Annotated in this window: 20 protein-coding genes; 6 read left to right on the top strand and 14 right to left on the bottom strand. The window is 65.1% G+C overall.

All coding sequences use genetic code 11. The features are described 5' to 3' along the window. Positions 1–19: 19 nt before the first annotated feature. Entirely contained in the window at positions 20–1,915 is a 1,896-nt protein-coding gene (gene glmS, locus AAGI46_01115; protein ID MEM1010800.1) for a glutamine--fructose-6-phosphate transaminase (isomerizing), read from the bottom strand. A 68-nt stretch (positions 1,916–1,983) separates the two neighbouring features. Between glmS and AAGI46_01110 the strand changes: the two genes are divergently transcribed. Then, positions 1,984–3,330 (top strand): dihydrolipoamide acetyltransferase family protein, encoded by a 1,347-nt coding sequence (locus AAGI46_01110; GenBank protein ID MEM1010799.1) that lies wholly within the window; start codon positions 1,984–1,986, stop codon positions 3,328–3,330. A gap of 165 nt (positions 3,331–3,495) precedes the next feature. On the opposite strand, the gene pgl is transcribed toward AAGI46_01110, so the two are convergent. Both pgl and AAGI46_01100 read right to left on the bottom strand, forming a co-directional pair. Next, positions 3,496–4,245: a 6-phosphogluconolactonase gene (pgl, locus tag AAGI46_01105; GenBank protein MEM1010798.1), complete on the bottom strand. Its 750-nt coding sequence runs from the start codon at positions 4,243–4,245 to the stop codon at positions 3,496–3,498. A gap of 173 nt (positions 4,246–4,418) precedes the next feature. Then, on the bottom strand, positions 4,419–5,957 hold the full coding sequence (locus tag AAGI46_01100) for a SpoVR family protein (protein MEM1010797.1): 1,539 nt from the start codon (positions 5,955–5,957) through the stop codon (positions 4,419–4,421). A gap of 90 nt (positions 5,958–6,047) precedes the next feature. Here AAGI46_01100 and AAGI46_01095 point away from each other — a divergent pair, with 90 nt between their 5' ends. Genes AAGI46_01095 through AAGI46_01085 form a run of 3 tightly spaced genes read left to right on the top strand, consistent with a single transcriptional unit; the run spans position 6,048 to position 10,086 of the window. Next, the gene (locus tag AAGI46_01095; GenBank protein MEM1010796.1) at positions 6,048–7,652 is read left to right on the top strand and encodes an oligosaccharide flippase family protein; all 1,605 of its coding nucleotides are present in this window, start codon (positions 6,048–6,050) and stop codon (positions 7,650–7,652) included. 8 nt (positions 7,653–7,660) lie between these two features. Continuing rightward, positions 7,661–8,881, top strand: a complete 1,221-nt coding sequence (locus AAGI46_01090) for a nitroreductase family protein (GenBank protein MEM1010795.1) — start codon at positions 7,661–7,663, stop codon at positions 8,879–8,881. Positions 8,882–8,892: 11 nt separating this feature from the next. After that, positions 8,893–10,086: a polysaccharide pyruvyl transferase family protein gene (locus AAGI46_01085; protein MEM1010794.1), complete on the top strand. Its 1,194-nt coding sequence runs from the start codon at positions 8,893–8,895 to the stop codon at positions 10,084–10,086. Positions 10,087–10,092: 6 nt separating this feature from the next. Here the strand turns inward: AAGI46_01085 and AAGI46_01080 are convergent, their stop codons facing one another. The 6 genes from AAGI46_01080 to AAGI46_01055 form a co-directional block, all read right to left on the bottom strand. Next, positions 10,093–11,190, bottom strand: a complete 1,098-nt coding sequence (locus tag AAGI46_01080; GenBank protein MEM1010793.1) for a DUF444 family protein — start codon at positions 11,188–11,190, stop codon at positions 10,093–10,095. Between the two features lie 10 nt (positions 11,191–11,200). Continuing rightward, entirely contained in the window at positions 11,201–11,422 is a 222-nt protein-coding gene (locus AAGI46_01075) for a type II toxin-antitoxin system Phd/YefM family antitoxin (GenBank protein MEM1010792.1), read from the bottom strand. 14 nt (positions 11,423–11,436) lie between these two features. Beyond that, positions 11,437–11,682 carry a type II toxin-antitoxin system RelE/ParE family toxin gene (locus AAGI46_01070; protein ID MEM1010791.1) on the bottom strand — a complete coding sequence of 82 codons (246 nt, stop codon included), beginning with the start codon at positions 11,680–11,682 and terminating at the stop codon, positions 11,437–11,439. Positions 11,683–11,686: 4 nt separating this feature from the next. Further along, positions 11,687–13,798 carry a serine protein kinase gene (locus tag AAGI46_01065; protein MEM1010790.1) on the bottom strand — a complete coding sequence of 704 codons (2,112 nt, stop codon included), beginning with the start codon at positions 13,796–13,798 and terminating at the stop codon, positions 11,687–11,689. A gap of 291 nt (positions 13,799–14,089) precedes the next feature. Further along, positions 14,090–15,442 (bottom strand): YfbK domain-containing protein, encoded by a 1,353-nt coding sequence (locus tag AAGI46_01060; protein ID MEM1010789.1) that lies wholly within the window; start codon positions 15,440–15,442, stop codon positions 14,090–14,092. Continuing rightward, entirely contained in the window at positions 15,439–15,984 is a 546-nt protein-coding gene (locus AAGI46_01055) for a sigma-70 family RNA polymerase sigma factor (GenBank protein ID MEM1010788.1), read from the bottom strand. The genes AAGI46_01060 and AAGI46_01055 overlap by 4 nt, the downstream gene beginning before the upstream one ends. A 78-nt stretch (positions 15,985–16,062) precedes the next feature. On the opposite strand from AAGI46_01055, the gene AAGI46_01050 reads away from it, so the two are divergent. After that, on the top strand, positions 16,063–16,785 hold the full coding sequence (locus AAGI46_01050; protein ID MEM1010787.1) for a BPL-N domain-containing protein: 723 nt from the start codon (positions 16,063–16,065) through the stop codon (positions 16,783–16,785). 4 nt (positions 16,786–16,789) lie between these two features. Here the strand turns inward: AAGI46_01050 and AAGI46_01045 are convergent, their stop codons facing one another. Further along, a complete protein-coding gene (locus AAGI46_01045; protein MEM1010786.1) occupies positions 16,790–18,877 on the bottom strand; it encodes an alkaline phosphatase family protein in 2,088 nt (695 codons plus the stop codon). A 150-nt stretch (positions 18,878–19,027) separates the two neighbouring features. Further along, complete coding sequence (locus AAGI46_01040; protein MEM1010785.1) at positions 19,028–19,693, bottom strand: PEP-CTERM sorting domain-containing protein; 666 nt, start codon at positions 19,691–19,693, stop codon at positions 19,028–19,030. A 216-nt stretch (positions 19,694–19,909) separates the two neighbouring features. Between AAGI46_01040 and AAGI46_01035 the strand changes: the two genes are divergently transcribed. Then, entirely contained in the window at positions 19,910–20,518 is a 609-nt protein-coding gene (locus tag AAGI46_01035; protein MEM1010784.1) for a sulfotransferase family protein, read from the top strand. Between the two features lie 6 nt (positions 20,519–20,524). Here AAGI46_01035 and nuoF read toward each other — a convergent pair whose 3' ends face one another. From nuoF to AAGI46_01020, 3 genes are all read right to left on the bottom strand, one after another. Continuing rightward, positions 20,525–21,883: an NADH-quinone oxidoreductase subunit NuoF gene (gene nuoF, locus AAGI46_01030; protein ID MEM1010783.1), complete on the bottom strand. Its 1,359-nt coding sequence runs from the start codon at positions 21,881–21,883 to the stop codon at positions 20,525–20,527. Positions 21,884–21,948: 65 nt separating this feature from the next. Further along, positions 21,949–23,103 (bottom strand): alginate lyase family protein, encoded by a 1,155-nt coding sequence (locus AAGI46_01025; GenBank protein MEM1010782.1) that lies wholly within the window; start codon positions 23,101–23,103, stop codon positions 21,949–21,951. After that, positions 23,100–24,215 carry a glycosyltransferase family 4 protein gene (locus AAGI46_01020; protein ID MEM1010781.1) on the bottom strand — a complete coding sequence of 372 codons (1,116 nt, stop codon included), beginning with the start codon at positions 24,213–24,215 and terminating at the stop codon, positions 23,100–23,102. The genes AAGI46_01025 and AAGI46_01020 overlap by 4 nt, the downstream gene beginning before the upstream one ends. Positions 24,216–24,231 lie beyond the last annotated feature (16 nt).

Below are 24,231 nucleotides of genomic sequence, written 5' to 3'. Positions count from 1 at the left end.
CGATGTACCGGCGACCGGACTACTCGACTGTCACGCTTTTTGCCAGGTTCCTCGGCTTGTCGACGTTGCAGCCGCGGAGGACGGCGGCGTGGTAGGCGAGCAGCTGCAAGGGCACGACCGTCAGGAGTGGCTGGAGGCACTCGGGAACGTCGGGGACGCGGATGACGTGGTCGCTGTAGCGCTCGATGTTGGTGTCACCTTCCGTCGCGACGGCGATGATGCGGCCGCCGCGGGCGCGGACTTCTTCGATGTTACTGACGACCTTCTCGTATTGGCTGTTGCGCGTCGCGATAAAGACAACGGGCATGCCCTGAGAGATCAACGCGATTGGGCCGTGCTTCATCTCGGCGGCGGGCATGCCTTCGGCGTGGATGTAGCTGATTTCCTTCAGCTTCAGCGCGCCCTCCAGCGCGATCGGGTAGTTGTACCCGCGGCCGAGGAAGAGCCAGTTCTCCCGGTTGCAGAACTCGTCGGCGACCGTGCGGACAAACTCGCTCTGCTCCAGAATGCCGGCCATCTGATCCGGAATCTTGTTCAGGTCTTTGATGAGCGACGCACACTCGTCCTGCCCCATGAACCGACGCCGGCCGAGGAAGAGGCTCATCATCGTCAGCACGGCACACTGCGTCGTGAAGGCCTTGGTGCTGGCGACGCCGATCTCGGGACCGGCGTGGAGGTAGACGCCGCAGTCGGTCTCGCGGGCGATGGTGCTGCCGACGGCGTTGACGATGCCCATCGCTGTCGCGCCTTTGACCTGCGCCTCACGCAGCGCGCTGAGCGTGTCGGCCGTCTCGCCGGACTGGCTGATGGCGACGACGACGGTGTCGTCCTCGACGAGCGGGTTGCGATAGCGGAACTCGCTGGCGTAGGTGCACTCGGTGACGACCTTGGCCAGGTCTTCCATGAGGTAGTCGCCGACGAGTCCGGCGTGCCACGCGGTGCCCTGCCCGGTGAGGATGAACCGCTTAGCCCGGGCCATCTGCCGGGCGTGGCTCGCCAGGCCGCCGAGGATGATCCGGCCTTCGCGTTCGTCGAGTCGGCCGCGCAGGCAGTTGCGCACGCTTTCCGGCTGCTCGAAGATCTCCTTGAGCATGTAGTGCGGGTACTCGCCGAGTTCGTACTCGGTGATGCTCGTTTCGAGCTGTTCGATGACCGGACTGATCGGGACGTCGTCGATCGTGAACGTCTTGAAGCTGCCCGGCTTGAGCAGCGCCATTTCGTTGTCGTTGAGGTAGATGACCTGCGACGTGTGTTCGACGATGGCAGCGGCGTCGCTGGCGACGACGTACTCGTCCGTGCCAACGCCGATGATCAGCGGCGAGCCCTTGCGCGCGACGACCAGCGTGTCCGGCTCGTCGCCGCACACCGCGGCCAGGCCGTAGGTGCCGTCAATTTCGCCCAGCGCCGCCTGGAGCGCCCGACGCAGCAGCGAGTTGTCGCCGCCGGAGGCTGCGTCGCCGGTCTCAGCCTTGAGCTCGTCGTAAACGTGCCCGACGAGGACGGCGAGGACTTCGGTGTCCGTCTCGCTCTGGAACGTGTGGCCCTTCTCGGTCAGGAACTTCTTGAGGGCGGCGTAGTTCTCGATGATGCCGTTGTGGACGAGCGCGATGTGGCCGCGGTTGTCGGTGTGCGGGTGAGCGTTGTGCTGCGTGGCCGCGCCGTGGGTGGCCCAGCGGGTGTGGGCCATGCCGACGCGGGCGTTTTCCGGCAGCGTCGATCCGGACTCGGCCTGACGGTCGATTTCCGCCTCCAGCATGCTGATCCGCCCGACGCTGCGACGCAGGTGCAGCGAGCCGTCCGAACCGACCACGGCCACGCCTGCGGAGTCGTAGCCGCGGTACTCGAGGCGTTTGAGCCCCTCGACGAGGACCGGCTGGGCAATCTTCCGGCCGACGTAGGCGACGATTCCGCACATACGACCAATGTCGTCAGATCGCCCCGCCAAGTCCAACGGAAAGCGGATCTTGGCGATAGACTGCCCCCATGGCTGGTCACGGCAACACCTTCGACGGCAGCGACTTTCTCCTGCCCGACCTCGGCGAGGGCCTGGAGGAGGCCGAAGTCGTCGAATGGCTGGTCGAGGCCGGGACGGAGGTCGAGGAAGGCACGCCGCTTGCACTGGTCGAGACCGGCAAGGCCCAGACGGAAGTCATGGCACCCAAGGCCGGCGTCATCGAGTTACTCAGAGCCGAGGTTGGCGATAAAATCGCCGTCGGTTCCGCCTTTGTGACCTATGGCGGAGGCGAAGCGGCGTCGGAAGCTGCGCCCGAAGCCGAGGCGAAGGAAGAGCCGGCTGAAGAGGAAGCCGAGGCGGCCGAGGAAGGCGACGCCGGCAGTGTCGTCGGAGCACTCTCCGAGGCGGCGGCGGGCGATCCGGGCAAGCCGCTGGCGACCCCAGCCGTCCGCAAACAGGCCCGCGACAAGGGTGTGGACCTGCGGGACGTCGCAGGCACGGGCGTTGGCGGACGCGTGACGTTGGCGGACGTCGAAGCGGCGGCGGAGCGATATCGGACCAACCAGAAGCCGCGTCCGGTTCAGAAGTCGACGCCGGCCGCACGAGGAAATGGCAAGCCCGCCGCCCCCGAGGCCGAGCCACGGCCGACGATCGGCTTCGGCGAGGACGACGCCATCCACGTCCCTCTGCGCGGCCTGCGTCGGACGATTGCCGACCGGCTTCGCGAGAGCGTCGACCGGGCCGTCCACTTCACGGTGATGGACGAGGCCGATGTGACGGCCCTCGAGGCGGCGCGCAAGCGGCTGGTCGCGGCAACGGGCACGAAGATCTCGCTGCTGCCGTTCGTCTGTGCGGCCGTGGCGCGTGTGTTGGCAGGCGAGGCCGGTCAGGACCTGACGCGTCTCAACAGCACCGTCAACGACGACATGACGGACATCACGCGGCACAAGAGCGTCCACCTCGGCATCGCGGTCGACACGGCCGACGGGCTGATGGTGCCGGTGCTGCGGGACGCGCGGAAGTTGGGCGTCATGGAGCTGGGCCAGCGTGTCGCGGAACTGGCGGCGGGCTGCCGGAGTCGTTCGCTGTCGGTCAACGAGCTTCGTGGCAGCACGTTCACGATCAGCAACTTCGGCAGCTATCCCGGCGGCCGATTCGCGACGCCGATTTTGAACTACCCCGAGGCGGCGATCCTCGCCGTCGGCCGGGCGCGCGAAGGCGTCGTCGTCCGCGGCGGGTTGATGGGCGTGGGCAAGCTACTGCCGCTGAGCCTCACCTGCGACCACCGCGTCGTCGACGGCGGCACCGCGGTCGGCGGGCTGAATGCGATCCTGCAGCTGCTGCAGTCGCCGGATGCGCTGATGCCGACGAGCTGATGTTGGTGCTGGCTAACAGCAGGAAGATGGTTGCGTTCGGATTCTGCTGGTCCGACGTTGGGTATTCACTTCTGTTAGCGAGCCCCGAGCGTGAGCGAGCGGGTCCGGACCCGCTCGCTCACGCTCGGGGCTCGCGTTCTGACCGTCGTCGCAATCGATACCCGGTCACTCGCTCATCCCAACAGCAGCTGCGTCCGCGAGGATGACGAACCGCCCCATCGTCGGGGAGATGAGCTGCGTCGGGTAAGTCTTGGGGTCGTCCTCGCCCTCCAGCACGCTCGTCAGCGCGTCGGCCTTCTTATCACCGGTAACGAGGGCCAGCACCTCGCGGCTTCGGTTGGCGAAGCCGGCGGTGATGGTCAGGCGCCAGGTGTCGAGCTTCTCGACGTGGTTCGCGACGCATCGCGGGCCGGCGGGGTCGGTGAGAGAGAGGGCTTCGGTGTGCGGGAAGAGGCTGAGCGTGTGGGCGTCGTCGCCCATGCCGATGAGCAGGAGATCGATCCCGGCATCGTCGGCGGCGGTCCCGAAGCGGTCGGCGAGGAGCGCGTCGTACGTCTCGGCCGCCTCGCTGGGGGGCAGTTCGCCCTTCATGCGGTAGACGTTGTCGCCGGGAATCGGCACGTGATCGAGCAGCGCAGCCTTGGCCATCTTGTAGTTGCTGTCGTCGTGATCGGGCGCGACGGTGCGTTCGTCGCCGAAGAAGATCTCGACGCGGTTCCACTCGATCTGCTTTCGGAAGTCGTCGCTTGCGAGGAGTTCGTAGAGCGCCTTCGGCGTCGAGCCGCCCGCGAGTCCGAGGGTGAAGGTGTCCTGCGCTCCGAGTGCCAGCTTCGCAGCGTGCACCACCTTCTCCGCTGCTTCATACGCGACGGCTTCAGGCGTCGGCTTCACCTCGATCTTCGGACTGTCGCTCATGTCTTGACTGTTGCGACGTCGCTCCGTCCACGCAACCCGATTCAGTTCGCAACACCGAAGCCGAGTGCAGAGCGAAGCGTCGCACCGGGTCTGCGCGACTGTCCCCAGACCCGGTGCGACGCTGCGCTCTGCACTCGGCTTCACCAGGAGAAATCGCTTCGATGAAGCGAGCGTCACGTCACCACGTGTGCGGGCTCGGGGATCTCGTCGTGGATGACCTGGTGGCGCGGGTTCTCTCCGTCGTGGCTGAAGAGGACCATCTCGTCGTCGATCTGGGCTTGCAGGTGGCACGGACGCCCCCAGAGCTTCACGAGGTTGCCCAGCGTCGCGACGGCGTACTTGATCTCAATGTCGAGACCAGCGTGCTTGTGGGCGAGGTACAACTCGCCGCGGTTGGCGTAGTTGCCGTCGACGACGTAGATGAAGGGCCGACCCATGTTCGTCAGGCGGTAGAGCAGCCGCTGCTTGATCCGATGCGGGTCGCGGCTGACGATCTGCATCTGGCCGGTGCGTGGGTGCCGGCCGTACTCGTAGAACTTGTGCTTCTCGATGAAGTCCGGCGTCATGAACTCGTCGATGAACGTCGCGTCGTTGTGGATGCGGCGGACCTCGAAGATCTTCTCCCGGCCGGCGTTGGTCTCGCGGTTCCATGCACGACGCTCGCCGACGCCTTCGGCCTCGTCGTACTCCTTGCCGAAGCGGCCCTTGTTCCAGCGCTCCTCGATGTCGCGGAACAGCTCGAGGCCGATCTTGTACGGATTGAACCCGCCGGGCGGCATGTGGACGGTGCCGCTGTGGTGGTCGGCGTAGTCGATGACCTCGGACGGGTCCAGGAAGTGCTGCGTCATCAGCGTCGTGTGCCAGTACGACGCCCAGCCCTCGTTCATGACCTTGGTCATGCCCTGCGGGGCGTAGTAGTACGACTCGTCCCTCACGATGCCCAGGATGTCGGCCTGCCAGTCTTCGAGGTCGGCGTGGCGTAGCAGGTAGAGCAGGACGTCTCGCGTCGGTTTGGCGGGCGTGATGCGGAGCCGGTCTTCCTCGGCCGCCTGCTTCTCGGCGTCGGCGGCGAGGGCTTCGGGCGGGTTGATGTACCGGTCCATGTACCCCTTGGCCTCGAACTTCTCGACGGCGGCGGGTTCGGCGCGGTTTCTCGGACGTCGCTCGTGCTCCAGCGGGCCGCGATTCATGAAGACGCTGTGCGGGTCGATCAGGTCTTCGAGGCTGAGGCAGACGTCGATCCATTGCTCCACCGCGGCCAGGCCCTGCTGCTCAACATGCCGGCGGACGCGCGTGGCGTGGTTCGCCATCGTGTCCATCATCTTGCGGTCGGTCTTGCTGAACCAGAGGTTGCTCTTGAAAAAGTCGCTGTGCCCGTACACGTGGGCGATGACGAGCTTCTGGTCGACCAGCGGGTTGGATTCCTGCAAGTACGCGTAGCAGGGGTCGTTGTTGATGACCATCTCGTAGATGCGACCCAGGCCATAGTGGTGCTGCTTGGCCGAGCGTTCGTACTCCATGCCCCACCGCCAGTGCGGGTAGCGCTGCGGGAAGCCGCCGTAGGAGGCGATCTGGTTGATCTGCTCGAAGGAGCACATCTCGAAGATGGTCTCGAAGAAGTCGAGCCCCATCTCGGTGGCCTTGGCCCGGATCTGCTTCTTGGCCGCATTCAGCTCCGGCGGGAAAGAGATGATGTCGGTGATGGCAGGCACGACCTCCATTCTACGAGACCAAGCCGTTCAAAGTGCTATCGGTCGACGCTGAAAGCGACCGGAAGCGTGGGTCCGTGCTAGCTTGGGGGCGTGGATCCCGCTCCTGCCGCCGCTCCAGCGTCATCCGATGCGGCGTCGGGGACAACCGTCGGGGCACTCGGCGGCCGGGCACGCCAGGGTGCGATCTGGCTCGGCATGGGGCGTTTCGCCGGGAGCGTGGTCGCGACGGTGCGGATCCCGATCGTCGCTCAACTGATCGGCCCGGAGGAGATCGGCAGCTTTGGCGTTGCGCTGGTCGTGCTCGGTTTGCTGGACGTGCTGAGTCAGACGGGCCTGTCGCAGGCGCTAATCCAGAAGTCCGGCATCGTCCGGCCGTACCTCGGCTCGGTCTGGGGCGTCCAGGCGATTCGCGGGTTCGTCCTGGCTGCGTTGCTCTTTTTCGCCGCGCCTCTCGCCGGTGGGTTTTTTGGCGACGAAGGCGTGGTGCCGCTGCTTCGATTGCTCGCCGTTGTACCAGCCCTCATTGGCCTTCAGGCGCTTGTCGACGTCCAACTTCGTCGGCAGCTGGCCTTTGGCAAGCTGACGCTGATCAAGACCAGCGGCAACGCCGTCGAAGCCGTCGTCACGATCACCGCCGCGTACATCGAGCCCTCCGCCTGGGCACTGGTCATCGGCAGGATCGCGGCGACGACCTTCCAGGTCAGTATCTCGTGGTTCCTGAGCGATGACCGGACCGCCCACCTCTCAGGAATCAAGCTGGCGCCGCTGCGTGAGCTGCATCGCTTCGGCATCTGGATTTTCGTCGCGGCGATCGCATCGTTCTCCCTCATCCGCGGCGGCGACCTTGTGCTGGTTCGGATGACCGACACCGAGACACTCGGCATCTACCAGATGGCGACGGTGGCCGCGATGTTCTTCACGATGGAGGTCGCGCGCGTCACCAACACGATCGGCTTTCCGCTCTACAGCAAACTGCAGAACGAACGCGCGCGACTCCGAAGCGCGTTCCATCGCACGTACCTGCTGCTGGCGACGCTGGTCATCGGCGTCGTCGTGGTGACGGTCGTCCAGCCGACGGCGCTGATCCGCCTCATCTTTGGCGACCAGTTCGACCGCGCGATACCGATCGTCGTGCCGCTGGCGATCTGGGGCGCGTGTCGCGCGCTCGGTGCAGCGCCATCGGGTCTGCTGCAGGCGATGGGTCGGCCGAGGGACGCGACCTACGCGCAGCTGGCGATGCTTCTGCTGTTTGCCATCGGCATCGTGCCGGCGATTCGGGCCGGTGGTGCGGCCGGGCTCGCGTGGCTGCTGGCTGGCGTCGGGACGGTCGTCCACGTGGCCCGGTACGAAGTCGTCTACCGAGCGCTTGGCGGACGGCGGCGGGATCTCTTCTTGCGGCTCGGCGTTCCTGGCGTCGCGGCCGTGGTGGCCTTTGCCGCGGGAAGGCTGGCCGTGCACCCGCTGGCGGACGGGCCGGCGTGGCTGACGATGCTCGTCGGAGCGACGGTCAGCGGGCTCGTCTACGTGATCGGCCTTGCCATCACCAGCCGGGTCTTCAGCGTCGATCCGTTCTCGCCGATGCTGATGCTGGTTCCTGACCGCGTGCGGCAGCATCGCGTGATGCGGCTGCCGATCCTGCTGCTGACGGCGATGGCTCCGTCGCCAGCAGGTCCACTAGACTCTGCCAAGGCTTGATCGTCCCCATGAGTCTGTCGCGCTTTCTCCGACCGCTGAAAAAACTCCGGCCATTCCTGGCAAGGCGGTGCGCGCGGTCGCCGAGGCTTGCCGGTTTCTTCTGGCTGCTGTCGGGTGACTTCCGACGCGAGCACGCGGGCGTGCTGTACGGCCAGATGATCCACACCGGCGCGATCCGCGGACGCGACGAGCTCGAGGCTGAGGACGGCCCGCGGTACACGCTGCGACGCAACACGCATCGGCTCGAAAAGGGCCTGATCATGCGGCCGAGGCGTCCGGTCTTTGCCGGCGACTACATCGGCGAGACGGTCGACGCCTACGTCGCGCTGGCCGACCGCGCACGCTGCGACACGCAGGCCGACCTCGACGAGGGCGATCGCTTGCTGGCGGCGTGGTCGGGTGATGTGTTGCACCGCTACTTCGAGGCGATCGACCCGGCCTCAGCGACCAAGCCGGGCCTTGCCGAGAGGCTAACCAACCTTGAGGATGCCTTTGCCTCGGCACACAAAAGCCTCAACGTCGAGGTCGGCGAACATGCGCCTTACCGGCGTGACCTCGGGCCGCTGGGCATTTCGTACGACGACATGCTCGCCCTAGCCAAGCGGCGACGCAGCGTCCGTTGGTACGAACAGCGTCCCGTCGACCGATCGATCGTCGACCGAGCCATCCGCGTCGCGGCCTACTCGCCGAGCGCCTGCAACCGCCAGCCGTTCGAGTTCCGCGTCTTCGACGAGCCCGAGGCCGTGCACCGCATCGGCAGCATTGCGATGGGGACCAAGGGCTTCAGCGACAACTTCCCGGGCCTTGTCGTGCTGGTCGGCAAGCTTCGTGCGTATTTCGACGCTCGGGATCGTCACGTCATCTACATCGACGCCAGCCTTGCCGCGATGGCGTTCCAGTTCGCGCTCGAAGTGCAGGGCGTGAGCTCGTGCTGCATCAACTGGCCCGACGTTCGATCGCGCGAAGTCGAGATCGGCCGCGTGATGGATTTGGAGCCGGACGAGCGCGTCATCATGCTCATCAGCTTTGGCCATCCCGATCCGGACGGGCTGGTGCCGTTCAGCCAGAAAAAGAGCCTTGACGAGCTGCGTCGATACAACGTCGCGCCTGGCCTCGCACCGCAGCCGCAGACGGAAGCTGTCAAACCGACGCGTGAGGCGAGCACGGCGACGGGCGTTCCGGCGACGCCGGGAGCCGTTGCGGTTGCGTCCACCTCGCAGACTTCGTAGAGCCTTTTGGCATGCTGCTCGATATCACCGGAACCGGGCTGGAGAACAAGGGCGGGCAGCTCATGATGCAGGCCGTCGTTCGCCGGTTGGGTGAGCACGGCGCCACGTTCGCAATGAACCCGCGCGTCGACGCGGCACCGAGCGAGTTGGTGCCGCTGGGCGTTCGGCCGCTGTTTCCGCCGACCAGCAACGGGCGATCGGGCACATTCTGGTGGCAGTTGCCGATGGCGAACCTGCTGTCGAAGGCGTTGCCGGCGTCGGTCGCTCGGCTATACGACGCACTGCCGAGGCACACGACGGTCGGCATGGTCGACGTGTCGGGCTACGCGTTTGGTGACTTCTTCTCGGCCGGGAACATCGTGACGATTACCCGACGTGCGCGGTTCTACAAAAAGCGCGGCATGCCGGTCGTCTTCATGCCGCAGATGTTCGGCCCGTTCGAGAAACCCAAGACCGCCGAGGCGATGCGGAAGCTGTTGCCGGTGCCGGATCTGATCTACGTCCGCGACGCGGTGTCGCACGCGTATCTTGAGAAGCTCATAGGCAGTGCCGGCCTTCCGAAGCACGTCCGACGCGCACCGGACATCACGATCTTCGAGCAGCCAAGTGACCAGGAACACGCGGCTGCGGCAGACGTCGTGCCGAGCGGCTTTGTCGGGCTCGTGCCGAATGTCCGCATGCTGGACAAAGGCGGTCCGGCGTGGAGCGAGATTTACGTGGACCGACTCGTCGCCGCGGGACGCGCGGCACTCGACGCAGGGAGCGAAGTTCGGCTGATCGTCCACGAGCAGCACGGCCCGGACGCCGACATTGCCGCGGAAATCGGGCGTCGCCTCGACGGGCAGTGCGGCGAGCCAATCGCGGAGGACTCGCCGCTCAAGCTTAAGGCGATCATCGGGCGCGCCAATGTCATCGTCGCGTCCCGTTTCCATTCGATCGTCGCTGCCCTGTCGAGTGCCGTGCCGGCGTTGACGCTGGGCTGGTCGCACAAGTATGACGAACTACTGAGCGACTTCGGCGTGCCGGAGCTGATGGTGCGGGCAGAGGATCCAGAGTCGTCACTTGTCGAGCACGTTCGCCAGCTCGCGGACGACGGCGAGCGACGTGGGCAGACCGTTCAGACGCTCAAAGACCGCAAGGCCGCGATGAAGCTCGACGCGGATCAGATGTGGAACGACGTGGCCAAGCAGCTCGGCCTGTCGTGAGGGCGTTCACCGGCCGGGCGTGAAGAACGTCTTGATGCTGTCGTAGATGTCCTGCTTGGTGTTGACGCGGCTGGTCAGGACCTTCTCTTCGTTGGGCAGGTGCTCGTGCAGGACGTTGATGAAGTTGCCGCTGCCATAGGCGCTGGCGACCTGGCAGTAGCCGAAGAGGTTGCAGCGTGGCAGGATCTCCTCGCCGATGAGCTTGACGCACAGGCGATTGTCGGCCTCGCTGGAGTTGTCGCCGTCGGAGAAGTGGAACGTGTAGATGTTCCAGTCGTCGACGTTGTACTCGCGATCGATCAGGCCGAGGCAGGTGCGGTACGCGGAGCTGATGCGTGTGCCGCCGTCTTCGCGCAGGTGGTAGAAGGTGTGCTTGTCGACTTCCTTGGCGTTGACGTCGTGGACGATGTAGCGCGTCTCGATGCCGTCGTAGTTGTTGCGTAGCCAGGTGTCGATCCAGAACGACTCGATGCGGACGAGCTCCTTCTGCTCCTCGCCCATCGAGCCGCTGACGTCCATCATGAAGACGACCAGCGCGTTGCTCTGCGGCGTCTTGGTCTCCTTCCACGAGCGGTAACGGATGTCGCCCTTCTCTGGTATGATGACGGGCCGGCGAGCGTCGTAGCTGCCGAGCATGATCTGACGCTTGAGGGCTTCGCGGTAGGAGCGTTTGAAGTGCCGCAGGCCTTCCGGGCCGACGCGTCGGATGCCGCGGTAGCGGTCCTTCTCGGTGCTGATGCGGTGTCGGCCTTTTGGCTCGATCCGGGGGAGTTCGAGCTCCTCGCCGAGCATCTCGGCCAGTTCGTCGAGGCCGAGTTCGACCTCCATGATGTGCCGGCCTTCCTCCTCGCCGCCCTGCGTGCCGGAGCCTTCGCCCTCCCCGACGCCGTCGCCCGGCTCGCCGTCGCCCATCCCCACGCCGCCCGAGTTGTCGCCGTAGCGGAAGTTCGGGAGTTCGACCTGGTGGACGGGGATCGAGATGAGGTCCTTGCCCTCCTTGCCGATGAGCTCACCCTTGCTGATGAACTTCCGCAGGTCGTCACGGATCTTGCCCTTGACGATCTGGCGGAAGCGCTGGTGGTCTTTGTCGATGGAGAGGACCATTGCGAAACGGTTAGTCGTCGGCCTGTCCCGGCGTGAGGCCCAACTCGCGTCGAACTTCTTCGGCGGAGTAGCAGCGTTCGCCGCTCTCCTCGTGCTCTCGCTTCGCCTCCTCGATCAGCCTCACATCCTCGGCGTCTTCGAGTGCCTCACGGACGCGGAGATACTCGTCCCACGGGAGAACCACGAATTTCTCTTGTCCTTCCTCACGGATAATGGTGGGGGTAAGAGTCATGATTGGTACCTTCGTTAGTAGGAGGAGCTTCGGTGTAGCACGCGGTAGACAAAGACGACGTCTTTCTCGACGTCGAACAAGCCCCGCCAGTCGCCGACACGCAACCGGTATCGCGGCTGGTGGTTCTTTAGACGCTTGACGTCGCCGCTTAGGTCTTCTTTGAGCTGCTCGATCTTATCCACAACTCTGCTGGCAACGGAGGGAGTCAGCCGTCCAAGATCCTTCAGTGCCGGTGGCGTGATCTTGATCCGGTAGGTCACGCCGCTATTCCTCTCCCTTCGTATCGCCTCGGGCGAAGATGCTCGCGACGTAGTTCAGGACGTCCGTCGCCGAGGCGTCGTTGTAGCCGAAGTACTTGATAAGGCGGTCCTTCACGACGTCGATCTTCTGCTGCGTCTCGTCGTCGACGACGCTGCTGACGAGGTTCTTGAGCTTGATCGTGTCCCGCTGATCTTCGAAGAGCTTGAGCTCCAGGGCCTTGAGCAGTCGGCTGTTGGTGTTGTACTCGAACTTCTTGCCGTCGAGCGCGAGGGCGCCGATGTAGTTCATGATCTCCTGGCGGAAGTCGTCCTTGCGGCTTTCGGGGATGTCGATCTTGGTCTCGATCGAACGCATCAGCCGCTCGTCGGGCTCCTCGTCCTTGCCGGTGTAGCGGTTGCGGACCTTCTCGTGCTGCGTGTACGCGCGGACGTTCTCGATGTAGTTCGCAGCGAGGCGTTTGATGGCGTCCTCGTCGGCACTGATGGCCCGCTGGACTTCGCCCTTGATGATGTCCTCGTACTCGTCCTTCACGACGCTGAGCAGCTCGCGGTACTCCTGCTTGAGCTCCTCGTCGGTGATGAGCGAGTGCTGCGAAAGGCCGTTCTCCAGCTCGTTCATGACCATGAACGGGTTGATCATGTTGTCGAGCTGGGCCTGATGGCTGACAAGCGTGTTGCTGATCTTGTCCTGGATGTACCGCGGGCTGATACCGGTCATGCCTTCACGCGGCGACTCTTCCTTAAGCTCGCGGATGGACTCTTCGGTGAAGCCCGGAATGCAGCGGCCGTTGTAGAGCTTGAGCTTCTGGATCTTGGTGATGCCCGCCTTCTTGGGCTCGGCCAAACGCGTGAGCAACGCCCACATGGCGGCGACTTCGACAGTGTGCGGGGCGACGTGGATGCCGCGGATGCGCTCGGGCGAGAAGTCCTTCTCGTAGATGCGGATCTCGTCGTCCAGCCGCGTGTTGTACGGCACGTCGATCTTGATGGTCCGATCGCGGAACGCCTCCATCATCTCGTTGCCCTGGAGCCGCTTGTACTCCGGCTCGTTAGTGTGGCCGAGGATGACTTCGTCGATGAAGGTCTGAGCGAACTTCTTGGGCTTGATGACGCGTTCCTGGCTCGCGGTCAGCAGGTCGTAGAGGAAGGCGACGTCGAGCTTGAGTATTTCGATGAACTCCACGATGCCGCGATTGGCGACGTTGAGCTCGCCGTCGAAATTGAAGGCCCGCGGGTCGGAGTCGCTTCCGTACTCGGCGATCTTGCGGTAGTTGATGTCGCCGGTGAGCTCGGTGGAGTCCTGGTTCTTCTCGTCTTTCGGCTGGAACGTGCCGATGCCGATGCGGTCGGTCTCGCTGAGCACGAGCCTCCGCACGATGACGTGGTCGGACATCACACGGTGCCAGTCGCCGTCGTAGAGCTCGACGAGATCGCGGAAGACCTTGCGGCAGAAGGGGCAGATGTCGCCGTGCAGCCGAAGCTTCAGGCCGTCGGGAGCGGCGTCGTTGAGCGCTTTGAGCACCGCAGGCTTGGCCTCGTCGGGCAGAAGCAGCAGCGGGTCCTCGTGCATCGGGCACGGCTCGATGACGTCGGGATCGCCCTTCTCTCCACCGACAAGGTGGGCCGGGATGCGCCAGCTGAACGTGTAGAGCTTGCCGTCGTCGGTGCGGCTGTACCGCTCCAAGCCCTTCTTGAGGAGACGCGCAATCGTCGACTTGCTGGAGCCGACCGGCCCGTGCAGGAGGAGGATGCGCTTTTCCGTGCCATAACCCCGCGCGGCCGACTTGAAGAAGTCGACCAGCTGCATGAGCGGCCCTTCGAGCCCGAAGATCGCGTCCTGTCCGCCGTCGACGGGGTCGTCGAAAAAGTTGTACTTGGTGACGGGCTCCTTGAACGACGTCGTCTGTTCCAAGCCGTGCGACAGGATCATGTCGTACGTCCTCTGGAACGCGTTGCGGGCGATCCGCGGGTCCTGCTGGACGAGGTCGAGATAGTCCCAGAACGAGCCTTCCCAGTGCTGCGACTGAAAGCGTTCGCGGTTGACGTGCCGGTCGATCACGGACCGAAGGCCGGTGTCGGAAGTGGCTTGGGGGGTCGGGTTCGTGTCGTCGGCCATGGTTGATTTCCCCTGTTCGAGTCTGACTCCTGGAGGCGGTCGTCCTTGACGCCGACGCGAGGGTTGCGTCGGCCCGACGGAGCCGCGAGTGACACGCCCGGACAGCGGCGAAGTTGCGGAAAACCCGACTCAGATCATCACGCGACAACGCCGCCCGAAGCGGCTTCCGGCGGCTCGTCTGGCAAAGAGCAGGCGTGGTTCCGACCCGCGACACCGTCGCGATCTCGGACCCATCCACCTTACGAGACGCTCCGCAGCGGTACAAGTTCGTTCGGCTTCGCTGCGGGCACGCTAACGACCTTCTGCCTCGTCTGCGGCGTTTTGAATCAGACGCCGAATCCGCAGGTTCAATGACTCGTCCAGCGTGGGCTTGGTCGTCGTCGTCGGCAGCTCGTCAGCGTCGTCACGCAGGCGACGCCAACTCGCTACATCGGCCGACGGATCGTTGAGCAGCAGGCCCAGCCGCAGCAACAAGACCGCCGACTCCGACATCGGCGTCCGTGCCGCATCGTCCAGCTTCCAGCGCACCTGCCGCTCGTCGTCCGCATCGGCTGAGCGATATTGCAGCGAGAGCGACATCAACGTCTCCGGCGACGCATCTGATTTCGATGGCCGGACGCGCATCAACGACGGGAACGCGGGCTCTTGTGCGGGCACGACTTCGTAGAACGCCGTCAGCTGCCGATTCGCCAGCAGATCCTGCGTCGGGACGAGCACGTCCTGATCGGCCTGGACCATCGGCTCCTGCCCGACATCCAGCCGACGGAAGGCCGCAACGCGATCCGGGTTGAACGCGACGGCCACCTCCGCGTCACGCGCGACCACTGCCTCGTCGTCCGCCGACGGCCGGGCCTGAATCGCGACCTGGACGAGCTGGTTGCTCAGGTTCCAAGGGGCCGGCATCACGGCGAGGTTGGCCTCGACGGGAAGGTCCGACTCCGAAGACGGTGCCACATAATCGTGCTCGACCGCGTTGACAAGGACGGCGCTCGACACGTCACCCTGCCTAGGCGCGACGCCCGTCGCCAGAGCCGCGGCCGCACGCGACGTTTCGTCCTGCACGCTCCCAAAGTCAGCGCGTGCACGACGTGGCAGCGCGAGCTGGTGCCGGACGATTGGGGCATCCTCCGCGTCCAACATCATCGCGGCCGCACTTGCGACTTCGCGTGTCTCCAATCGGGCGACCCCGCGGTCCACCGGGTCGGTTGTCTCGGGCAACGGGCGATCGGTGGCCGCAGACTCCGCCGGAACATCATCCGGTTCGGCCGCCGTCTCCGGCTCGTTCATCGCGATCGGTGACCGATCGCGCTCGCCACCCTGTGTCACGAACAGCAGTCCCGCAACGCCCGACACCAACGCGGCCGCCAACGCCAGTCCCCAGCCGAAACGCGACGAGGATGACGACGACGCCGGCTCGATTCGCCCCGCCACGGCCGGCACGTCCGTCGCCTCGGCGTCGAGCGCGCGCTCCAACAGGTCCGCGAGCGCCTTGGTCGCGTCGACTTCCGACTGCAACGACGCGTCATCGGCCAGGCGTTGCTCGACGTCGCGGGCCTCGTCGGGCGACAGCTCGCCGAGCGCGTAGGCCGTCCGCTGGATGGCCTCGCGTTCTGTCGGGTTGAGATGGGGTTCGTTTTCGTTCATCGCACACCTCCGTCGGCCAGGTCGCCGATCAGTTGACTCCGCAGCGTTTTCAGGCCTTCGTGGATCAGCACGCCGACGTGATTGACGCTCTTTCCCGTGGCTTCGCTGATCTCGCGGTAGCTCATGTTGCCGCTGAATCGCAGCCGCAGGCAGGCGCGTTGACTCGCCGGCAGCTGGTCCAGCGCTGCCAAGGCGCGATCGGCCTCGTCCTGCGTCTCGGCCAGGCTCGCCGGCGTCGGCGAGCCGACTGCATCGTCATCGAGTTCGGCCAGGGCCTTCATGCGACCTTCCTTTCGCAACACGTCGATGCACCGGTTCCGCACCGACGCAAACAGCCACGCCCGCAAGCTCGACGCGTCGTCTGGTGCCGACGTCGGCCGCTCGATGAGCCGGCACAGCACGTCCTGGACGACGTCTTCGGCCCGCTGCACATCGTGCACGATCGACGCGGCGTAGCGACGCAGCCGCACCTCATGCCCCGCCGCCACGTCGGCAACCGAGCCGACACCGGCCGAAGTTGAAAAGGCGCGCATCGCGGCCATGGGCTTCTGACCCTAAGACGTCCGTCGGCAGCGGTTCTTAATGGTCTCGCGGCGATTTCGTTCCTAGGCATTGGGTCGATGACGACGCCGGTCCACCTGTACGACGACGAAGGTGCTGGCCCGTTCGTCACCGGCTGCTTCGAGCGGCGGCTCATCGAACGCGGCCACGACGTTCGCCGCATCAAAGCCGCCGACGTGCTGGCAGGCGTGCTGGACGATGCCGAGGTGATGGTGCTGCCGGGCGGCGCGGATCGGCCGTACATCCGCAAGCTCGGCGACGACGGAGCCGCTCGCATCCGCGACTTCGTGCATGGCGGCGGGCGATTCTTCGGCTCCTGCGCCGGCGGCTACTACGCGGCGCGGCGCATCACCTTCAACGCCCCGGGTTTCGACGTCGACGAACCGAGGCCCCTCGGCTTCTACCCCGGCACCGCCCACGGCCCGGTCCCCGGAATCGCCCCGCCGTTCCGCGATCATCCGGAATCTGCAGCGGTGGTTCGACTCGAAGCCGGCAGCGAGCCGGGGGCCGCCTTGTTCTGGGGTGGGTTTTCACTTCAGCCCGACGCCGACGCGACGGCCACGCCGATTGGCCACTACGCCGCGAACGGCCTCGTCGCGGCGGCCAGCTGCATCGTCGGCACTGGGCACGTCTTCGTCTCGGGCGTTCACCCGGAAGTGACCGCGGACGACTTCGCATCGCTCGAGGACGCGCCGGCGACGACCGTCGATCTGCTCCGCGAACACGAGGTCCAGCGGGCTGTCGTCTTCAACGTCTTCTGGGATCGGCTGATCGACGCCTGACGGCTTACCACTGCGAGTGATCGAACGCCGGCGTTGCTGATTCGTCGTCGCCGACGGTGACGTGTGCACGACGCTGTCTGCCGAACCGTGCCGCGGACGCATGCTCCGCAGCCTTCACGTAGTCGTTCTTGACGCGCTTGTAGAGCCGGGCCAGCTGGCGATGGGCCATCGTGTTGCCGGGCCGAAGCTCGACGGCGATCTCGAAGGCCCGGATCGCCCAGTCCCACTGCTTGAGCTTGACCAGCGTGACGCCGAGATTCACGTGGGCCGAGACGCGTTCCTTCTCGAACGTGACGGCCTTCATGAACGACTCCACGGCGTCTTCGTGTCGTCCGAGCCCACGCTGCACGACGCCGAGCAGGTCGTACGCCTCGGCATCTTCAGGGTTGAGCTCGAGCGACTCCAGCAGGATCGGCTCGGCCTCCTCAAAGCGGCGAAGGCGGATGAGTGGTCGTGCCATCAGATTGCGAACGCGGCGCATCTGCGGTGCCTCGTCGCGCAGGCGTCTGAACTCCGCAAGCCCGCGCTCTTCGTCTCCGCGTTCGAGCAGGAGCTGAGCCCTCAGCAAGTCGAACATCGGTCGGAAGCCGGGGCCGTAGGTCGCTTCTTCGATCAGCTGCGCGGCCTCTTCGCGCTGCCCCATCGCAGCAAGGCAGTTGCAGAGTTGGTAACGAATGTCTGGCTTGTCCTCTTCAGCAAGTAGAGTGCGAAGGATCGCGGCCGCTGGCTTGTGTCGACCGTTGTGGTAGTGGACTGTCGCTAGCGATACCTGTCGATCGCGAATGACGCGGTTGACGGCTTTGGTCTTGTCTTCGCCGGCGGCTTCGAGATAGCCGAGACCTTCGAGCTGACGCAATGCCTCTTCGGCAGCAAAGGGATCGGGCTCGACTTCCTCGCCTCGCCAGACGCCGTCGTCGGGGTGTTCGGGCTCGTAGGTCGCGATCGGTTCAATCTCGGGTTGTTCGGCAAAGGCGGGCTGAATTACGTGCCCGTCCATGTCGCGCGGCACCCGCAGGCCGAGCAATTGCAGCACCGTCGGTGCGATGTCGAGCAGTCCCGCACCCTGCACCTGCCGGACTTTTGCAAAGCTCGGACCTTTCGCTGCGAAGATGCCGTACTTGTGGTGCCACAGGACAGGATTCATGCCCGGGCCGGTGCGTTTGCCGGTCTGCGGGTCGACGTTGATCTTCGGACGATCATCGCCGAGCTTGAAGCCGTGATCGCTCATGACGATCACGTTCACGTCGTCTCCGGCCAGCTCCATGAGCCGGCCGAGCATCAGGTCGTGATACTGGTAGACGCTGCTCATGACTCGCGAGTACAGGCGGAACTGCCGGTCGGTCACGTGGTCCATCTGCGGCGGATGGAACTCGCCGAAGCTGTGCCCGAAGTGATCAATCGCCGTGTAGTAGACGGCTGCCAGATCCCACTCCTCGTCTTCGAGCAGGAGCGTCGCGGCGTTGTGAACGCTGGCACACTGGGCGAGCGTGTGGGCGAGGATGCCCGGGTACTCCTCCTTGTCGGTGTCGATCTCATCGACCTCCGGAATGAAGCCGCGGATCTGGTCGGCGCTGATGTCGTTGCGGTCGAGGTGCAACTCAGCGAGGTCGTCTTTGAGACGGTGCGGATGGAACGCGTGCTTGTCATTGGCGAACGTGTCGCGCTGATCGACGAGCTGCTCGTAGCGATCGGTGACGATGCAGCCGCGAACCGGCTCTGCCGGGTGGCTCGCGTACCAGCCGACGACGGCGCTGCGGAGCCCTTCCTGGCTGGCAATGTTCCAGATGGCTTTGGCCTTGCGGCTGGTGCTGCTGACGGTGCGGACAAAGCCGCTGTTGTCGGGTTCCAGGAAGCCGAGGATGTCGTGCTTGTCCGCACGTTTGCCGGTGGCGATGCTGGTCCAGAGGATCGGGCTCAGCACCGGCTCCATCGTCTCCAGGTTGCCCCAGACGCCCTCGTCGACGATCTTCTTCAGATTCGGCATCCCGCCGCGGTCCATCATGGGCTGGATGGTCCGCCAATCGGCTGCGTCCCAGCCAATGAGCAGGACGCGGTTCTTCTTGGGCGAGTCGGGTGCGGTCGGTTCGGGCATGGGTCGGTTCAATGGTTGGGACCGGGCCAACAAAACGGGGCGGCCGAGAGAATCTCGGCCGCCCGTGTGGGCTCAAAGATGTTCAATCCGCGGACGTCTGGCAACTGCCGAGCCGCGAATTTTTACGTCCGTTGAGAGACGCGATCGCGATCAGTTGCGACGACCACGACGGGTCGCAGCAGCACCGACGGCGAGGATGGCGAGCGACGCGGTGGCCGGCTCCGGAATCGGGGCACCGGCAGCGATGTCGTTGCCCATGTTGTCATAGGCACCGCTGAGGAAGCTGATTCCGGCATCGCTGACCTCAATTTCGATGTAGCCGAAGTTGCCGCTGGTCAGCTGGAAGCCGACGAAGCCGGTCGAGGTCGCGCTGCCGACCGTGCCGAAGCCGCCGTAGGCGAGGCCACCGTAGTTCGAGCCGAGTGCGATCTGCGACCCGTAGATCGGGTCTGTCGGCTGTCCGACGAGGCCGGAGCCGGCGACCGAAGCGCCAGAGGCGAGGTTCGTCCCGTAGTAGCTGACAAAGAAGCCGGTGTAACCGCTGATCGTGGCGAGGCTCGGAGCGTCCAGGAAGATGTTGGCCTGGTACTCGTACGCGCCGGGAGTAATCGGCGTGCCGCGGAAGTTGAACGAGAAGTCCGTGGTGCCGTCACCATCGACATCGACCGGAACGTCGCGATCGAAGTCCGTCGTGCCGTCGGCAACGATGTCGGCCGGAAGGCCGTTGGCGAAGGCAACGACGTCGCCATACGCGACCGAACCCGAAGCAAGAACAACGGCACCGGCCATGCCGGCGTAGGTCATTTTCTGATCCATCTCTGATCTCCCTGTGAAACTAGGTAAAAATACTCAATCCCTTGACGCCAACGCACTGTCGGACGTGCTGCTGGAAAGACTACCGATGCAGCGAGGTCGTGCAAGACGAAATGCGCGACAAAATCTGTCAACCCCCATTTTCCTCACCTGACGGCCCGCAAGGTCCGTCTGTGACGTTTGTCAGCCTGTTGCGTCAGCCTCGCATACCTTGCTGACGTGACTTCACCGGCCAACGACCGCCTTTCTGCCGACGACCAGCCGTTCGTCACCGTAGTGTCCGGTCTGCCGCGGTCGGGAACGAGCCTCATGATGCAGATGCTCGCCGCCGGTGGCATTCCGCCGCTCACTGACGGCGAACGCACGGCCGATCACGACAACCCGCGAGGCTACCTCGAACTCGAACGCGTCAAGCAGATCGACAGCGACCCGAGCTTCCTCGCCGACGCAGCGGGCAAGGCCGTCAAGCTCATCCACGTCCTCGCCCTCAAACTGCCGCCGGCCGAAGTTCCGTACCGCATCGTTTTCATGAACCGGCCGATCGAAGAGGTCGTCGCCTCGCAAGCGGCCATGCTCGAACGCTCCGGCAGGGAAGGTGCACGGCTGCCCGAAAAGCAGCTTCGCGACGTTCTCCACCGGCAGCGACTCCGCGCGATCAAGACGCTGGGCGAACGGGCCGACGTCCGGCTGTTGGAAGTCGACTATCGCTCGCTCGTCAACGACGCCGTTGAAGAGGCGGAGCGAATCAACGCCCACTTCGATGGCAGGCTCGACGTCAAGGCGATGGTGACGGCGGTCGATCCGTCGCTCTACCGCAACCGCGGCTGAGCCAATTCACCGCGTGTTGCTGCCCATCGGCGTCATGACGTTGCTGCGGCCGGCGTTGATGGTGAGCTTGACCGTCTTCTGCTTGTCGGGCATCACGCGGCTGGCGAACTCGTCGTAGTACTTATTGATGAAGGTACGCGTCGCCCAAGCGGTGCCGTCGGCGAGGCCGCAGATGGTGGTGCCGGGCATGATGCCCATCGTCTTCTCGAGCTCGAGAAGCATGTCAATGTCCTTTTGCCGGCCGTGGCCATCGACGATGCGGTCGAGGATCTTCCGCATCCAGTGGCTGCCCTCGCGACAAGGCGTGCACTGGCCGCAGCTCTCGTGGCTGTAGAACCGGACGCAGTTTCGCAGGGCCATCACCATGTCGGTGTGCTCGTTCATGACGATCATGCCCGCGGTGCCGAGGCCGAGGCAGTTGCCGCGGAAGCGGACGTCGTCGAAGTCGAGCTTGATGTCGAGCTGGTCCTCGCCGAGAACGCCCATGGAGATGCCACCGCAGATGGTGCCCTTGTGCTTGCCACCCTTCATGCCGCCGGCCATGTCGATCGACTCTTGGAGCGTGATGCCCAGCGGTGCTTCGTAGACGCCGGGATCGTTGAGGTGGCCGCTCATGCCGTAGAGCTTCGGACCGGGCGAACTCTTGGTGCCCATCGACTTAAACCAGTCGGCACCGCGCTCCAGGATCCACGGCATGCAGCACAGCGTCTCGACGTTGTTGATGACCGTCGGCTTACCAAAGGCACCCGCAATCGCCGGGAACGGCGGCTTGATCCGAGGCCAGCCACGCTTGCCTTCGAGGGCTTCGAGCAGACCCGTCTCTTCGCCGCAGATGTAGGCCCCGGCACCCATGTGCACGTAACACTCCAGCGGCCGACCGATGATCGAGTCCTTGCCGAAGATGTTGTTCGCGTACGCCTCGGCGATGGCCTTTTCGAGGACCTTGATCTGCCGGTGGTACTCGCCGCGGATGAAGATGTAGATGACGTCGACCTGCGTCGCGATCGAGCAGATCGCACAGCCTTCCAGAAGCTGGTGCGGGTCGTAGTCGATCAGATAGCGGTCCTTGAAGGTGCCCGGCTCACTCTCGTCGCCGTTGACGGCGAGGTAGTGCGTGGTCTTCTTTTCCTTCGGGATGAACGACCACTTCTGCCCGGCGGAGAAGCCCGCCCCGCCGCGGCCACGCAGGCCGGAGTCGACGGTGAGCTTGATGAGCTCGTCCGGCGTCATGCCGACGGCCTTCTTGAGCTGCTCATAGCCGCCGGTTTTGACGTACTGGTCGTACCAGACCAGCTCGCGCTTGGCGGGGTCGAGCGGAATGCGCTTCGTCAGGACGGGCTCGAAGCCGGGGTAGCCTTCAGTCATCGCCGGAAAGTCTACGAGACTCCGCGGCAAATGGCAGAACTTCGGCGAAAGTGAAACACGACTCCTCAGGCCTCACGCAACGCGGCCAGGACGGCTCCGCTGAGCTGTGGCGGATGCCAAGGGTGGGCCCCGACCTTGAGCAACGCTTCCTTCGCGTCAGCCAAGCCCGATATCGCGTCGGTCGCAAACAGCGGCGCCCCGGCGCTGGCGTTGATCAACGCCAAGGCCGGTCCGAAGTTTCGCACTTCGACCTGTCCGATCTGATCGTGCGGCCACGGTCCAGCGGCGAGATGGTCGTAGACGTAGTCGACACAACGTCGCAGCGGCGCATTCGCATCGAGCAGCGACGCCCAATCTGCCACGTCGAGCTCAACCGCTGCGTCTGCGGCGCGAACGAAGCCCCAGATGGTCATCGTGGTGTAGTCGAAGCTGCGCGTGCGTTTGAGCTCGTGCGGCAACCCGCCGTCGTCGTCGACTTGCTGCGGGAGCCGAACGCCGAGGCAAAACCTCAATCGCTCCGCCGCCACGTCGACTCGGCCCACCGTGCGGGCGAGGCTTTCGGCGAGGAGGTCGTAGTAGACGCCGAGGTTGTTCTTGGCCGACTCGTGCCAGGTCCGAACGTCCTCTTCGAGCAGCCAGTCGAGCAACTGTCCGCCCCAGCCTTCGAAGCCGCGGGTCACGTCTGCCGGGAGCAGGTGCCGTGACAGCCGGTAGACGTCGAGCACGGCCGGCATGCGGATGGAGACGTCGATGACGCCCACCAAGCGTCCCGTGTCGACGCCGGGCACGTGCTGCGTGTGCTTGAGGTTGGGGTTGAGCCGCGTTGTTGGTTCGATGAAGTTGCCCACGATGACGGCCGCAGCGGCTTCGGCCGGTTGAGGGTCATCGGTGCCAAGGGCGACCAGCAGATGCAGGTGAATCGTGTCGAACACCTGATCCAGCCGCGGCCGGTCGTAGCGATCGATGAGCGGACTGAACTCGCCGTCGCGATGAACGAGCGGCCGACCATCCGACGTGTCGGGGTTCGGCCACCAGTACGTGCCGACGCTCACGTAGTCCTGCGGATGCTGCCCGACGTCGTACGGCAGCGGCTCTGGACGACTGGTCACCAGCGGAACCGGCTCACTTGCCGCGGCCGCGGACGCCTTGGCTCGTCCGCGTCGACCAGAACTGTCGGCGTCGCGGGTTTCGTCGAGAATGAGCTGTTCGAGATGCGTCACAGCAGCTTTTCAAAGTGGTTGAGATACTGATCGGCGATCGCGTCGAACGAGTAGTGCGAGGCCGTCTCCGCACCGGCCTTGGCGAGGCGGTGGCGAAGCGTGCCGTCGTCGAGCAGCCGGCCGAGTTGATCGGCGAGGCGCGACGCAGCGTCGTCGGCCTTGTGGTCGAAGCGGAGGGCGTTCTCATCCACCGCGACATAGTCGTCGAATGCCGCCAGGCCGCTCATGACGACGGCTCGGCCGCAGCCCATGGCTTCGAGTGGGGCGCAGCCAAAGCTCTCGCCCTTCTCCGCGACCGACGGGTAGCAATAGACCGTGCCGCTTCGGATCGCGGCGGCGAGTGCTTGTCGATCCCAGATCGGGTCGACGAACTCGACGCCGTCGCCGCCGATCGAACGAAGCTCGCGTCGGAAGTCGTCGCCCGCCGCGCCGTCTTCGACGGTCCAGGCCCCGATGACCTTCGTGACGAGGTTTGGCAGCCGTTGCCGCAGCCTCCGATGCGCCTCGGCGAGCAGCGTCAGGCCCTTTTCGGGATGGACCCGGCCGGTGTAGACGATGGTCGGCGTCTCGGGCTCGGGCGTGTCGTCGGGGCGAAAGACGTGCGTGTCGATCGGGTTCGCGACGGCGATCGCTTTGTCGGCCTGATCGGGCACTTCGTCGCGGATCATCTGCGCGACGGCCGTCGACGGCGCGACGAGCAGGGCCGCCTTCTTGTAGAGCTTCATCTGCCCTTTCGGCGCGCGGGCGACGTTGACGACGACTCGGCCCGCCTTGCCGCGAAGCCGCGGGGCCAGCACCGGCATCCAGAACGTGTTCGTCACCAGGATGTCCGCCTTCGGCAGCGTCCCGAGCATGCGCGTCGTGTAGACCGCGTCTTTGACCAGGTTCGCCTTGAGCGAGCCGCCGGACTTCAGGCTCAGACGTCGATGGTGTTGGACGCCCTTAATCGTCTCGTCGGACGCGAGCGTCTTGTCGTGACGCCGGCTCAGGAAGGTGACGTCGTGACCTTTGGCCGCGAAGCGTTCGGCCACGTGGAACCAGCGTCGTTCGACCGCCCCGCCGGGAGCCGGTGGCGGGCTCCAGAAGGGGCCGGTGACGATCGTGATCCGCATGAGGCAGCGTAGTGGA

It is taken from the genome of Planctomycetota bacterium, assembly GCA_038746835.1.
GTDB lineage: Bacteria > Planctomycetota > Phycisphaerae > Tepidisphaerales > Tepidisphaeraceae > JBCDKH01.
This window is presented reverse-complemented; position numbering and strand designations above follow the sequence as displayed.

Bases quoted from the DNA above. Each gene is read 5' to 3' on its own strand.
- glmS (MEM1010800.1), bottom strand. From the start codon at position 1,915: ATGTGCGGAATCGTCGCCTACGTCGGCCGGAAGATTGCCCAGCCGGTC.
- AAGI46_01110 (MEM1010799.1), top strand. From the start codon at position 1,984: ATGGCTGGTCACGGCAACACCTTCGACGGCAGCGACTTTCTCCTGCCC.
- pgl (MEM1010798.1), bottom strand. From the start codon at position 4,245: ATGAGCGACAGTCCGAAGATCGAGGTGAAGCCGACGCCTGAAGCCGTC.
- AAGI46_01090 (MEM1010795.1), top strand. From the start codon at position 7,661: ATGAGTCTGTCGCGCTTTCTCCGACCGCTGAAAAAACTCCGGCCATTC.
- AAGI46_01085 (MEM1010794.1), top strand. From the start codon at position 8,893: ATGCTGCTCGATATCACCGGAACCGGGCTGGAGAACAAGGGCGGGCAG.
- AAGI46_01080 (MEM1010793.1), bottom strand. From the start codon at position 11,190: ATGGTCCTCTCCATCGACAAAGACCACCAGCGCTTCCGCCAGATCGTC.
- AAGI46_01075 (MEM1010792.1), bottom strand. From the start codon at position 11,422: ATGACTCTTACCCCCACCATTATCCGTGAGGAAGGACAAGAGAAATTC.
- AAGI46_01065 (MEM1010790.1), bottom strand. From the start codon at position 13,798: ATGGCCGACGACACGAACCCGACCCCCCAAGCCACTTCCGACACCGGC.
- AAGI46_01060 (MEM1010789.1), bottom strand. From the start codon at position 15,442: ATGAACGAAAACGAACCCCATCTCAACCCGACAGAACGCGAGGCCATC.
- AAGI46_01055 (MEM1010788.1), bottom strand. From the start codon at position 15,984: ATGGCCGCGATGCGCGCCTTTTCAACTTCGGCCGGTGTCGGCTCGGTT.
- AAGI46_01050 (MEM1010787.1), top strand. From the start codon at position 16,063: ATGACGACGCCGGTCCACCTGTACGACGACGAAGGTGCTGGCCCGTTC.
- AAGI46_01045 (MEM1010786.1), bottom strand. From the start codon at position 18,877: ATGCCCGAACCGACCGCACCCGACTCGCCCAAGAAGAACCGCGTCCTG.
- AAGI46_01040 (MEM1010785.1), bottom strand. From the start codon at position 19,693: ATGGATCAGAAAATGACCTACGCCGGCATGGCCGGTGCCGTTGTTCTT.
- nuoF (MEM1010783.1), bottom strand. From the start codon at position 21,883: ATGACTGAAGGCTACCCCGGCTTCGAGCCCGTCCTGACGAAGCGCATT.
- AAGI46_01020 (MEM1010781.1), bottom strand. From the start codon at position 24,215: ATGCGGATCACGATCGTCACCGGCCCCTTCTGGAGCCCGCCACCGGCT.